The 12,045-nt window shown below is 75.1% G+C and carries 10 protein-coding genes; 6 read left to right on the forward strand and 4 right to left on the reverse strand.

Annotated elements, in window-relative coordinates; all coding sequences use genetic code 11:
* Positions 1–43 precede the first annotated feature (43 nt).
* Positions 44–628 carry a TetR family transcriptional regulator gene (locus ABZW14_RS22655; RefSeq protein WP_355349806.1) on the forward strand — a complete coding sequence of 195 codons (585 nt, stop codon included), beginning with the start codon at positions 44–46 and terminating at the stop codon, positions 626–628.
* Here ABZW14_RS22655 and ABZW14_RS22660 read toward each other — a convergent pair.
* Positions 625–1,944, reverse strand: a complete 1,320-nt coding sequence (locus ABZW14_RS22660; RefSeq protein WP_355349809.1) for a hypothetical protein — start codon at positions 1,942–1,944, stop codon at positions 625–627. The genes ABZW14_RS22655 and ABZW14_RS22660 overlap by 4 nt on opposite strands.
* 155 nt (positions 1,945–2,099) lie before the next feature.
* Here ABZW14_RS22660 and ABZW14_RS22665 point away from each other — a divergent pair, with 155 nt between their 5' ends.
* Complete coding sequence (locus tag ABZW14_RS22665) at positions 2,100–3,248, forward strand: polysaccharide pyruvyl transferase family protein (protein WP_355349812.1); 1,149 nt, start codon at positions 2,100–2,102, stop codon at positions 3,246–3,248.
* 7 nt (positions 3,249–3,255) lie between these two features.
* On the opposite strand, the gene ABZW14_RS22670 is transcribed toward ABZW14_RS22665, so the two are convergent.
* The gene (locus ABZW14_RS22670) at positions 3,256–3,462 is read right to left on the reverse strand and encodes a hypothetical protein (RefSeq protein ID WP_355349814.1); all 207 of its coding nucleotides are present in this window, start codon (positions 3,460–3,462) and stop codon (positions 3,256–3,258) included.
* Between the two features lie 83 nt (positions 3,463–3,545).
* Between ABZW14_RS22670 and ABZW14_RS22675 the strand changes: the two genes are divergently transcribed.
* A complete protein-coding gene (locus ABZW14_RS22675) occupies positions 3,546–4,067 on the forward strand; it encodes a DinB family protein (protein ID WP_355349817.1) in 522 nt (173 codons plus the stop codon).
* Positions 4,068–4,073: 6 nt separating this feature from the next.
* Here the strand turns inward: ABZW14_RS22675 and ABZW14_RS22680 are convergent, their stop codons facing one another.
* A complete protein-coding gene (locus ABZW14_RS22680; protein WP_355349820.1) occupies positions 4,074–4,946 on the reverse strand; it encodes a carbohydrate kinase family protein in 873 nt (290 codons plus the stop codon).
* 63 nt (positions 4,947–5,009) lie between these two features.
* Between ABZW14_RS22680 and ABZW14_RS22685 the strand changes: the two genes are divergently transcribed.
* Together ABZW14_RS22685 and ABZW14_RS22690 are read left to right on the forward strand one after the other, a co-directional pair.
* Entirely contained in the window at positions 5,010–8,345 is a 3,336-nt protein-coding gene (locus ABZW14_RS22685) for a DEAD/DEAH box helicase (RefSeq protein WP_355349823.1), read from the forward strand.
* Complete coding sequence (locus tag ABZW14_RS22690) at positions 8,342–9,292, forward strand: SWIM zinc finger family protein (RefSeq protein WP_355349826.1); 951 nt, start codon at positions 8,342–8,344, stop codon at positions 9,290–9,292. Before ABZW14_RS22685 ends, ABZW14_RS22690 begins: the two co-directional genes overlap by 4 nt.
* 15 nt (positions 9,293–9,307) lie before the next feature.
* Here the strand turns inward: ABZW14_RS22690 and ABZW14_RS22695 are convergent, their stop codons facing one another.
* Complete coding sequence (locus tag ABZW14_RS22695) at positions 9,308–9,565, reverse strand: DUF3040 domain-containing protein (RefSeq protein WP_355349829.1); 258 nt, start codon at positions 9,563–9,565, stop codon at positions 9,308–9,310.
* 452 nt (positions 9,566–10,017) lie between these two features.
* Between ABZW14_RS22695 and ABZW14_RS22700 the strand changes: the two genes are divergently transcribed.
* On the forward strand, positions 10,018–12,045 hold the full coding sequence (locus ABZW14_RS22700) for a DUF1800 domain-containing protein (RefSeq protein WP_355349832.1): 2,028 nt from the start codon (positions 10,018–10,020) through the stop codon (positions 12,043–12,045).

Consider the following 12,045-nt stretch of genomic DNA (forward strand, 5'->3'; position numbering starts at 1 on the left):
GCGAATGTACAACACCTGTCGTGGTTATTGCTAGGGTGCTGCCATGGCCAGGAACCCGGAACGCCGTACCCTGCTCGCCGACGCCGGGCTGCGGGTGCTCGCCGCCGCCGGAGCGCGCGGCCTGACCCACCGGGCGGTGGACGCCGAGGCGGGCGTGCCCACCGGCACCGCCTCCAACTACTTCCCGTCCCGGGCGGCGCTGCTCGCCGGGCTGGCCGAGCGGATCTTCGACCGGATGGCGCCCGACCCGGCGGTCCTGGCCGACCTCGGCCGGCGCGAGCCCTCGCTCGCGCTGGTCACCGACTACCTGCGCTACATCGTCGAGCGCACCACCCGCGAGCCCGACCTCACCCGGGCCCTGTTCGAGCTGCGGCTGGAGGCGTCCCGCCGCCCCGAGCTGCGGGCCGCGCTCGGCGACGTGCTGCGCCGGGGGTACGCCGACGACGTCGCCTTCCACGTCGCCGCCGGGCTGCCCGGCGGCGCCTTCGAGATCGCCCTGCTGCACTACGCGGTCGACGGGCTCCTGCTCGACCTGCTCACCACCTCGATCGACGCCGGGTTCGACGCCGATCAGGTCGTGTCCGCCCTGGTCTCCCGTCTGGTCGGCGCGGCCGGGCGCCCGGGCTAGCCGGCGTCGCGGGACGGCTCGCTGGTCCGCGTCCCGGTCGACGGCCCCAGCAGGTGTCGGGCCAGATCGTCGCTCCGGTGCAGCGCCGCGCCGAGGGCCCGCAGACCCATGTAGAGCGGCATGGAAGCGGCGGCCGCAACGTCCTCCGGCAGGCAGTCCAGCGAGTCCGGATCATGGCGGAGCCGTTCGAGGTCCACCTCGCAGTCGACGGTCAGGCGCTGGACGTACGGCGTCTCCACCAGCCGCACGTCCGTGCCGTGGAGATCGTCCGAGGAGACGTCGAGCATGGTCAGGCCCACGTACTCCGGCTTGGCGCCCCGGTTGAGCCACCGGAAGTACCCCAGCACCCAGGTCCGCCCGAGCTGGTGCGGGGCGAGATGGCTCTCCTCCATCAGCTCCCGGCGCATCGCGGCGGCAAGGAACTCGACGAAGGTCTCGCCCGGGGGCCGGTCGTGCACATCGGTCAGATCCACCGAGCCCGAGCCCGCCGGCGCGGCGAGCCCACCGCCACTCACCGCGGCCTTCGGCTGTTGCCAACCCAGCACGAGCTTCCGGTCGGAGGTCACCGCGAGCGTGGAGACCCCGATGACGTTCGCCAGCCTGCTCTCGGAGAGCGTCAACAGCCGCCCGTCCTCCGCGTAGGGCAGTCGGCTGCCGTCCAGGTGGACCGTGCCGGTCCGGCGGTCCACCACCCGCCACCCGAAGAGGTAGTTGGAGCAGATCAGCGAGTAGTAGTCGGTGCCGCTCAACCGGACCTCGCCGCTCCGGAGCAGCTCCGGCGTCAATTCGTCGTCCTGGCGTACGAGCCGCCCGTTGAACGTCGTCCCGCGGCGGACCCGGGCGGCCAGGATCGCTGCGCTGTGCGCGGCCACCCGCTTCGGCAACACGTGGCGGTCGCCCGACCAGCGACCGGCCGCCGGCGCGTCGCGCAGTGCCTCGTCCACGTCGGGCCGGCACCAGGCCACCTCGCTCCGATCGGTGGGGAGCCGGACCAGGCCGGCCGGGGCCGCCACCGGTGGTGTGGTCGTCGTCCGGCTCCGCACGAGCGCCACGCTGCCCCGGCGGAGGGCCGCCCATTCCGGCGCCAGCAGGAGCACGGACAGCAGCACACCGGCCAGCCCGGCCAGCAACGCCGGCACCGAGCCGAGCGGAGTCGACACCAGCCCCAGCAGGCCGAGCAGGAAACTGACCACGGCCGCGTACCAGGTCCACCGGTGCCGGGCCAGCGCGAGCCGCAGCTGCCACCGACTACGGACACCGACCAGCAGCAACCAGAGTCGCGCCTGGCGCAGACCGGAGGCCGACAGCCTTGCCATTCCGCTCTCCCTGTTCCCGCCGTGAACCGCGCCGCGGGCGCAAACGCTAGCCGAGAACTTGCCGCCCGGCTGTCCGGTTTCGGCACGGGCGGCCCCAGGCATGTACCCCAGCCCACGGGGAACGCGGACCGGGACGCACCTGGGGAGGAGCGACGATGACGGATGGCACCGGACTGACCATCGGTGTGCTCGGCTCGTACGGCGGTCGCAACCTCGGTGACGAGGCGATCCTCACGGGCCTCCTGGCCGACCTGCGTGAGCAGGAGCCGAACGCCAGGATCATCGTCTTCTCCCGGAACCCGGCCCACACGGCGCTGGAGCACCCGGACGTGGAGGCCGTGCCCTGGGAGGGCGTCAGCCGGGTCGACTCGGCGGCGGTCCTGGCCCAGCTCGACCTGCTCGTCCTCGGCGGCGGCGGGATCCTCTACGACAAGGAGGCCCGGCGCTACCTGCGGGTGGTCCGGGTCGCCCAGGAGCGCGGCCTGCCCCTGCTCACGTACGCGGTGGGGGTCGGCCCGCTCAGCGAAGGCGTGGACACCGGGATGGTGCGCGAGACCCTGGGCAAGGCCACCGAGGTGACCGTGCGGGACCAGGAGTCCCGGATGGTGCTGGAGGAGGCCGGGCTGCTGAACCCGATCACCGTCACCGCCGACCCGGCGTTCCTGCTCACGCCGGAGGACTTCCCGGAGAGCTGGCTGCGCGAGGAGGGCGTGCCGGCCGGCAAGCAGCTGGTCGGGCTGAGCGTGCGCGAACCCGGCCGGGCGGCCGAACGCCTCGACGTCGACGGCTACCACCGGCTGCTCGCCCAGATCAGCGACTTCCTGGTGCACCGGATCGACGCGTACGTCCTCTTCGTGCCGATGGAACGCGACGACATCCGGCACTCGCACGGCGTGATGTCGCACATGGTCGCCGCCGAGCGGGGGCGGATCCTGCACAACGACTACTCGCCCCGGCAGGTGCTCGGCCTCATGAAGCACTTCGACCTCGCGGTCGGCATGCGCCTGCACTTCCTGATCTTCGCGGCCATGATGGGCACCCCGTTCCTGCCCCTGCCGTACGCCGGAAAGGTCTTCGACCTGGCCCAGCGGCTCGGGGTGCCGGCGCTGCGTGGCGTGGAGCGCGAGGTGGAGGGCCCGCTGCTGGCCGAGGTGGACCGGTTGTGGGACGAGCGCGACGCGCGGGCCGACGAGACCGCCCGGCGGGTGGCCGCCGTGTGCGAGCAGGCCCACGGCACCTCCCAGGTCACCCGTGGAGTGCTGGACAGCATCCGGTCGCGGACGCTGACCCGGGCCACGGCCTGAGCGGCGGTCAGGCGGCCGGACCCCGCCAGGTGTAGACCCAGGTGCCCTCGCGCTGGTCGTCCGTCTGCAGCTCGTAGATCTGGGCGTGCGCGAGTCCCTCGGGTCCGAGGTGGTGGTGGGTCAGCGGGGGCCGGCCGTTGGTGTCCAGTTCGACGGTGACGGTCTCACCGTCGGCCGTGCCGCCCACCAGAGGGATCTGCACCGTGGATGCCATGCGCCCATCCTGCCCCCGAGATCGCCGCCGCGCAGCGGGATGCGGGGCAGCGGGCAGGCGGTCCCGGCGACTAGGGTCCGGGGATGGCGGAACCGACGATCGACCCCACCCTCGGTCCGGTCCTCGCCCGCACGGGCGACGAACGGGCGATCCTCGAATCGTTCCTGGACTTCCACCGGGCCACGGTGCTGCGCAAGGCCCGTGGCCTCTCCGACGCCGAGGCCACCCGGCGCCTCGTGCCCACCCGCACCACCCTCGCCGGGCTCCTCAGACACCTCGCGCTGGTGGAGCGCAACTGGCTGCCCTGCCTGTTCGCCCCCGAACCGGGCGACGTCTACCTCACGAGCGAGGCTGAGGCGGAGGCCAGCTTCGTGCTCGATCCCGGCGAGACCGTCGACGGGGTGGCCGCGGCCTACCGGGCCGCCTGCGACCGGTCCCGCGCCGTCGCCGCCCGGTTCGACCTCGACCACGTGGTTCCGCACCCGCAGCTCGGCGAGGTGTCGCTGCGCTGGGTGCTCGTGCACCTCATCGAGGAGACCGCCCGGCACGCCGGGCACGCCGACATCCTGCGCGAGCTGACCGACGGCGAGACCGGGGCGATCTGACCCGGCTCAGTCCCGGGGCAGCAGGCCCGCCGGATACTCCATGCCGTCGTGGGTGCAGGCCGCCGCGGCCACCCGGGCGGCGTGACGGGCCGCGTCGAGCGGGGTGGCCCCGCGCAGCCGGGCGGCGATCAGGCCGGCGGCGAACGCGTCGCCCGCGCCGTTGGTGTCGACCACGGCGGCCGGCGGCGTGGTCGCGGGCACGTGGACCGGCGGGGTGTCCGGACCGTGCAGGGTGGCGCCCGCCGCCCCGCCGGTCACCAGCACCGTCCGCGGCGCCAGCCCGGCGGCCACCTTCCCCGCCCGGTCGCCCAGCCGCACGTCGCTGACGAAGACCAGGTCGGCCGCGTCGGCGAAGGGCCGGTGGTAGTCGTTCTCGCCGTCCCAGTCGTGCAGGTCGGTGGAGAGCGGCACCCCGGCGCGCAGGGCCGCCCGCAGGACCGGCAGCGCGTCCCGGGCCCAGTCCATGATCGACACGTGCACGTGCGCGGCCTCGCGCACCAGCGCGGCCAGCTCGGCCTCCGCGAACGGCGCCGGGCCCGACCAGGGGCGCGGGTCGTAGAGCGACATCCGGCGGCCCCCCGGGTCGACCATGTTCACCGAGCGACGGGTGCCGGCGGGCGCGTCGGCCAGCACGGCGCGGACCGAGGTGCGGGCCAGCGCCGCCCGGACCACGTCGCCGGCGGGGTCGGCGCCGAGCACGTCGACCAGTGCCACCCGCAGGCCGAGGGCGTGCGCGGCCAGCGCCACCCCGGCACCGGTGTTGCCGATCCGCAGCTCGATCGGCGGCACCGCCAGCGAGTCGGCGGCGGGCAGCGGCAGGGCGGGCACCTGGGCGCGGATGTCCACGCCCAGCCCGCCGATCACGAGCAGATCGACCATGGCGCCGACAGTAGTCCGCGCCGGCCGCCTATCCTGGCCCCGGGCGTCGTCGAGGGGGAGAGCGTGCTGGTCATCCACGGGCTGTGGCTGTCCGGCCGCGGGCTCGCCGTCTGGGGTGAGGACAGCCGGTTGCCGGCCTCCGCGCCCCGGCGGCCCGGCCGCGCCCCGCGCGAACGGCCGCACCCCTTCGCCGCCGACCACGCCACCCTGGCCGCCGCACTCGGCGGCCCCCCGGGCGTGCCGGCCGCCGTCCTGCTCGACCTGCCCACCCGGGGCGGCTCGCCGCTCGACTCACCCGAGCTGGTCCGGACCGCCGCCGGTGAACCGGCCCGCGGCCGGGTCACCCGCGCCGGCTGGCGGGTCCCCACCCTGGTGTACGCGCCGGACGACGCGTTCGCCCTGCTCCGGGCGCTCGAACCGGGGGAGGCGGTGGCCGGGGCGAGCCTGCGCCACCTGGCCGAGCTGGCCGACTTCGCCGCCGACCTGGTCACCCGCGGCCGGGTCCTGCCCGGAGTCGCCGATCCCGGCCCGACCGCCGTGGCCACCGGAGCCGCCCCGGCGACCCGCGCCGACCTGGCGGAAGCGCGGAGTCCGGGCGGAGCCGACGGGCGGCGGGGCACGGAACCGGCCATCCGCGTCGCGGAAGGCCGACCGCGCCTGCGGCTGGTGGACGACTCGGACGTGGTCACCGCGTGGGCCCTCTGGCGTCCGCTGCTCACCGGCACGGACGCGGCCTGGGCCCGCTCGCTGACCCTCGCTCTGCCCCCGGCCGCCCGCGCCGCGCGCGAATGGCACCCGGTCGCCTCCGCTGCGGGTGCACCGGTTGTCGCCCGGGCGGCGACCGATGCACCCACAGATGCGAGCCCGGCCGCCCCGGCGCGGCTCGGGGCGGCCCGGGGCGCCGACGCCGCGGGCAGCGTGGAACCGGGAGGCGTGGCGGCCGGGGGCGGCGTCGAACCCGGGGACCTGGTGGCCGAGGCGCTGGACACGCTTGTCGACGCCGCGGCCCGGGCCGCGCTCGCCGACACCCGGCTGCCCCGGGGCATGCGCCCAGGTGGGCCGGTGCCGGCCTGGCTGGCGGCGCTCGCCGGCCCGGAGCGGGCCTTCGCCGCCGAGCCGGCCGCCCTGGACACCCTGCGGGCCGAGCTGGACGTCTGGCAGCGCGACGCCGCCGGCGGCCCGGTGCGGGCCGCGTTCCGCCTGGTCGAGCCGGCCGTCGACCCGGTGGCCGAACTGGTCGAGGGCGGCGCCTGGCGGGTCGAGTTCGGCCTGCACCCGACCGACGAGCCGGGGCTGGTGGTCGACGCCGCGCACATCTGGCAGCGGCCCGCGCCCGCGCTCGCCGCCCGCGGCGTCGACCCGCAGGAGACCCTGCTGGCCGAGCTGGGCCGGGCCAGCCGGCTCTGGCCCGAGCTGGACGCCGCGCTGCGCACCGCCGCCCCGGAGGGGATGGAGCTGGACGCCGACGGGGCGCACCGGTTCCTCCGGGAGGGCGCGCCGGTGCTGCACGCGGCCGGCTTCGGAGTGCTGCTGCCCTCGTGGTGGCGGCGCTCGTCGTCCCGCCTCGGCGCGCGGCTGCGGGCGCGCGGCCGGACCGCGCCCGGCACGGTGGCCGTCGCCGCCGGCGGGCTCGGGCTGGACGCCCTGGTCGACTACCGCTGGGAGGTGGCGCTCGGCGACCAGCCGCTGACCGCTGAGGAGCTGGCCTCGCTGGCCGACCTGAAGTCGCCGCTGGTGCGGCTGCGCGGGCGCTGGGTCGAGCTGGACCCGCAGCGGCTCGAAGCCGGGCTGCGGCTGCTCCGCTCGTCGGGCGAGCTGACCGTGGCCGACCTGCTGCGGATGGGGCTCTCCGGGGCCGACCGTGCCGGTGAGCTGCCGGTCCTGGAGGTGGTCGCCGACGGCGCGCTGGGCGAGCTGCTGGCCGGCGAGGCGGAGCGGCGGCTCACCCCGGCCGACCCGCCGCCCGGGTTCGCCGGGACGCTGCGGCCGTACCAGCGGCGCGGGCTGGCCTGGCTGGCCTTCCTCCAGTCCCTCGGGCTGGGCGGGATCCTCGCCGACGACATGGGGCTGGGCAAGACGGTGCAGCTGCTCGCGCTGCTGGCCGGTGACCCGCCGGCCGCCGGGCCCACGCTGCTGGTCTGTCCGATGTCGCTGGTCGGCAACTGGCAGCGAGAGGCCGCGAAGTTCGCCCCGGACCTGCGGATCCACGTGCACCACGGCGCCGAACGGGCCCGGGGCGAGGCGTTCACCGCCGCCGTGCACGCCGCGGACCTGGTGCTGACCACCTACTCGGTGGCCGCGCGGGACGCGTACGAGCTGGCCGGGATCGACTGGCACCGGGTGGTGGTGGACGAGGCGCAGGCGATCAAGAACGCCTCGACGCGGCAGGCCGAGGCGGTGCGGTCGCTGCCCGCGCGGCACCGGGTCGCGGTCACCGGCACGCCGGTGGAGAACCGGCTCGCCGACCTGTGGTCGATCATGCAGTTCGCCAACCCGGGCCTGCTCGGCCCGGCCGCCACCTTCCGGAAGAAGTTCGCCGAGCCGATCGAGCGGCACGGCGACGCCGAGGTGGCCGAGCGGCTGCGCCGGATCACCGGCCCGTTCGTGCTGCGCCGGCTCAAGACCGATCCCACGATCATCACGGACCTGCCCGAGAAGCTGGAGATGGAGGTGCTCTGCAACCTCACCGCCGAGCAGGCCGCGCTCTACCGGGCGGTGGTCGACGACATGATGGCGAAGATCGAGTCCAGCGACGGCATCGAGCGCCGCGGGCTGGTGCTGGCCACCATGACCCGGCTCAAGCAGGTCTGCAACCACCCCGCCCAGCTGCTGCACGACGGCTCCGCCCTGCCCGGCCGCTCCGGGAAGCTGGAGCGGCTGGAGGAGATCGTCGACGAGGTCCTGGCGGCGGGGGAGAAGGCCCTGCTCTTCACCCAGTACGCCGAGTTCGGCGGGATGCTGCGCGGCCACCTGTCGGCGCGTACGGGCCGGGAGGTGCTGCTCCTGCACGGTGGGGTGGGCAAGGCCGAACGGGACGCCATGGTGACCCGCTTCCAGACCCCGGCGGGCCCGCCACTGTTCGTGCTCTCCCTCAAGGCCGGCGGCACCGGGCTCACCCTGACCGCGGCGAACCACGTGGTGCACGTGGACCGCTGGTGGAACCCGGCCGTCGAGGACCAGGCCACCGACCGGGCGTTCCGGATCGGCCAGCGCCGCCGGGTGCAGGTCCGCAAGTTCGTCTGCGCCGGCACGGTCGAGGAGAAGGTGGCCGCGATGATCGCCGACAAGCGGAGCCTGGCCCAGCGGGTGGTGGGCAGCGGCGAGCAGTGGGTCACCGAACTCTCCACCGACACGCTGCGCGAGCTGTTCGCGCTGGAGTCCGGGGCGGTGGTCGAGTGACCACACCGGACGGAGGATCGCGCTTCGCCGAGTTCGGGCCGCCCCGGCGGGTGGAGGGCGGGCTGAAGGCCCGCAGCACCCGGGGCGCGATCGGGCGCTCCTGGTGGTCCCGCCGCTTCCTGGAGGTGCTGGAGTCCTTCGCCCTCGGCACCCGCCTCACCCGCGGCCGGGCGTACGCGCGCCGGGGGCAGGTGCTTCGGCTCGACGTCACCCCGGGGCTGGTCACCGCCAGCGTGCAGGGATCCCGGCCGGATCCCTACCCGGTGCGGATCGGGCTGGCCGCGTATCCGGACGAGGTGTGGGAGCGGATCGAGGCGGAGTTGGCCGGGCAGGCGTTCTTCAGCGCCCGCCTGCTCGCCGGTGACCTGCCGGCGGAGCTGGAGGAGCTGTTCGCCACGGCGGGTGCGCCGCTCTTCCCGGCCGCCGTCGGCGAGCTGGACCAGCACTGCGGCTGCCCCGATTTCGCGGTGCCGTGCAAGCACCTCGCGGCCACCTTCTACCTGCTCGCGGAGGCGTTCGACGCCGACCCGTTCCAGCTCCTGCACTGGCGCGGGCGAGCCCGGGGCGACCTGCTCGGCCGGCTGCGTACGTTGCGCGGCGCCGCCACCCCCGGCGGCGCACCGGCCGGCCCGGAGGCGGCCCTGGACGGGCCGGTCGCGCCGGCGGACGCGGGGCCTGGGTCGGCGCGGCCCGTGGCCGGCGCGGGACGGGTGCTGGTGGGGCTCCCGGCGGTCCCGCCGGACGACGAGGTCGACCGGTTCTGGGTGTCCCCGGTGGCGTTGCCGGACCGGCCGCCCACCCTGGCCACCGGGCCGGAGCTGCTGCTGCGCCAGCTCGGCCCGCCCGGGGCCTCGATCGGCGGCCCGGGCCTCGTCGAGCGGCTGCGCCGGGCGTACCGGGAGTTCGGCCGCGAAGCGGCGGCGGGGCCGGAGGACGACCCGCGCTGACCGCGGTCACCGGGGTCATAGCCAGCGTCGGCGGAACCGCCACATGAGCCCGGCGTTGGCGAGCAGCACCACGGCGCAGATCGCGCCCGCCAGCCGCCCGGCCAGTACGGTCATCGCCGGCAGCGAGGCCCACAGCACGATCGTCAGCAGCATCAGGTACCGGCCTCGGCGGCCCCGGGCCCGGTGGTCGAGCCGGGCGAAGAACTGCGGGTCACTTTCCCGCAGCTGGCGGGTGATCTGTTCGAACCTGCGCTGATCCTCTTTGCTGAGCATGGCGGTGCCTTCCCCTCACGGCTTCAGCGGTCCGGCGGCATACCCGGATCGGGGGCGGGTCACGCGCCCCGCCGCTGCTGGTTTCCGCGAGTGGGACGGTCCCGGCGGCACCGGTCGGGGACCTCAGCGCGGGCTTATCCGTGACTTAAGTTTCCCTGAGGGGTTGAACGCCGCGAACAGCGCTGCGACGGGCCAAAACGTTACGTCGGGGCGGGGACCGCCCGGGTCGCCCCTGCTCCGGGGGCCGCCGCCCCGGTCCCGTCCCACCGGCCCCCGGAAACCCGGCCTGAGCACCGTCTTAAGTGCCCTCACGGGCGCCGCCGGCGCGTCTTGAGCGCCCGGAGGCGCGTGGCTACTTTCCCGTAGCAACTCCTCCGGCAACCGTCGCCGCCCCTCCGCCCACCCCCCTGGGCGGCAGGCGTGCCGGCGCTCGAAGAAAACGGGACAGCTACATGGCCGACCTGAACGTGCCACCGCGTCGACCTCGGGACGACCGCGGCTGGGACGGATCCCCGCACCCCCATCCGGACGGGTACCGCGACAACGCCATGCCGTACGCCGGTCCCGGCGGCTACGCCGCCCCGGCGCCTGCGGCGTCCGGCCCGCAGTGGGTCGGGCCCGACGGCTTCGCCGGCGGCTACCCCCAGCCGTCCGGCGGATACGCCCCGCCGCCCGGCCCCGGACTGCCCAATCTGGACGACGAGGACGAGCCGCGCCGCGGCCGGCGGCGCGCCCTCGTGGCGCTCGGCGGCGCCGCGGTCGTCGCCGGTGGCGCCGCCCTGGGCCTGTCCCCGCAGATCCGCGGCCTGTTCTCCGACGACCCGGTGGCCGGCGACGCGACCGGCACGGTGGTCACCGATGGCACCGCCGCGCGCCCGAGCGGCCAGCAGCCCAGCACGGTGCGCACCTACACCGAGCAGAACGAGAGCTACATGGGCTCCCGGGCCGGTGCGGCGCTCAAGCGCAACGCCCCGGCCGGCGGCCGGATCTTCGCCAGCCCGGCGGCCGCCGCGGCGGCCACCCAGGTGACCGTCAAGACGGTGCTCGCCAAGGACCCGATCCGCCACCTGGCCAGCCGGGTCACCTTCGGCCCGACGCCCCGGGTGCTCGCCGACATCAAGCGGCTCGGCATCGACGACTGGCTGCGCGAGCAGCTCCAGCCGGAGAAGATCGCCCCGACGAAGGCGGAGCTGAAGCTGGCCGAACTCCCCACCCTCAAGCTGAGCCCCACCCAGCTGCGCGACCAGCGGGACCAGCTCAACGAGCGGGGCGCCCAGCCGGAGCGGGAGACGGTGGACGCCACCATCGCGCGGCAGATCTGGTCCGACCGCCAGCTCTTCGAGGTGATGGTCGACTTCTGGAACGACTTCCTGCACGTCGCGGCCGACTTCGATGGCGGCGAGATCTACCGCAACTCCTTCGACCAGGACGTCATCCGCAAGCACGCGCTCGGCAGCTACCCGGAGATGCTGGTGGCCGCCAACAGGCATCCGGCGCTGCTCATCTACCTGAACCAGACCGACTCGCGCAAGGACGCGGTCAACGAGAACCTGGCCCGGGAGAACCTGGAGCTCTACTCGGTCGGGGTGGACGGCGGCTACACCGAGAAGGACGTCCGCCAGGCCGCCCTGCTCCAGACCGGCCGGGGCGTGGCCGACGGGAAGTACGTCTTCCACGCCGACCGGCACTACCTGGGCAAGGTGAAGATCCTCGGGTTCAGCCACGCCAACAACTCGGCCGACCCGAAGGCCGCCGACAAGGTGATCGACGCCTACATCCGGTACATCGCGCTGCACCCGTCGACCGCCGGGTACGTGGCCCGCAACCTGGCCACCCGGTTCGTCTCCGACACGCCACCGAAGTCCCTGGTGGACCGGCTGGCCAAGGCGTACACCACCAACAAGGGCCAGATCCGGCCGGTGCTGGCCACGTTGTTCAGCTCCTCGGAGTTCTGGGCCTCGGTCGGCCAGAAGGTCCGCCGCCCGATGGAGTACCTGGTCGCCACCTACCGCTCCCTGGGCGTGGGCCCGGAGGCGTCCGCGGGCTTCGAGGGCGACAAGCGGCGCACCCCGTTCGCCCAGGGGCTGCGGCAGATCCAGGACAAGATGCGCGAGCTGGGCCACTACCCGATGGGCAAGCCCACCCCGGACGGCTACGCCGACGTCTACGTGGCCTGGACCTCCGCCGGGACCATGGTCGACGGCTGGAACGAGGCCGGCGACCTGGTGGGCGGCTGGCGCAAGCAGTTCACCTACGTCAAGCCGGAGAAGCTGGTGGCGAAGCCGCCGGCGACCGCCGGGGCGTACGTGGACGCGCTGGCCCAGCGGCTGGTGCACCAGAAGCTGAGCGCCAAGGAGAAGGCCCTCGTGCTCGGCGTCGCCGGGGTGTCGGCCGGCACCCGGGTCGACGCCACCTTCAACGGGGCCATCGCCGCGGTCGCGCGGACGATCCTCGCGTCCCCCCAGCACCACCTCCGGTGA

It is taken from the genome of Micromonospora sp. NPDC004551 (assembly GCF_040609975.1).
Lineage (GTDB): Bacteria > Actinomycetota > Actinomycetes > Mycobacteriales > Micromonosporaceae > Micromonospora.